This window comes from Stenotrophomonas sp. IS26, assembly GCF_054188265.1.
In genome coordinates this window covers 1-404 of the sequence record NZ_JBSZJV010000047.1, presented here as the reverse complement: position 1 = coordinate 404, position 404 = coordinate 1, and the positions used below count along the sequence as shown (strand labels likewise).

The following is a 404-nucleotide window of genomic DNA, read 5'->3' as shown; positions in this document are numbered from 1 at the left end:
TACCACGTCGATGCCGGCCACGTGAACCTGGTGGGCGGTGCGATTGCCAGCACCAACGCCACCCACAGTGAACTGACCGCGCAGACGCTGACCTTCAGCGACCTGCAGAACCAGATGCAGCACAGCACCAGCTCGGGCGGCATCAGCGGTGGCTACGGCGGGCGGGCAGAGAACTGGAAGCCGACCACGGAGGGTGCCACCCCGAACTTCGGTGGTGGCGTGCCGATGAACGAGAAGGGCGGCGACAGCAGTACCACCTACGCCACGCTGACCGAGGGCAACATCGTCATCGGCGGCCAGAAGGTGACCGCCGCCGAGCTGGGCGTGAACACCGATGCCGCCACGGCGCACCGCGCGATTGAGGCGATGCCCAATGCCGAGCTGCAGCTGGCCAATCAGCAGGC

At 67.1% G+C, this 404-nt stretch carries 1 protein-coding gene; it reads left to right on the top strand.

The window, feature by feature from the left end; translation table 11 throughout:
• Positions 1 to 404, top strand: a 404-nt coding sequence (locus ACW6W5_RS17865; RefSeq protein WP_458233680.1) for a hypothetical protein, incomplete at both ends; no start/stop codon positions are given.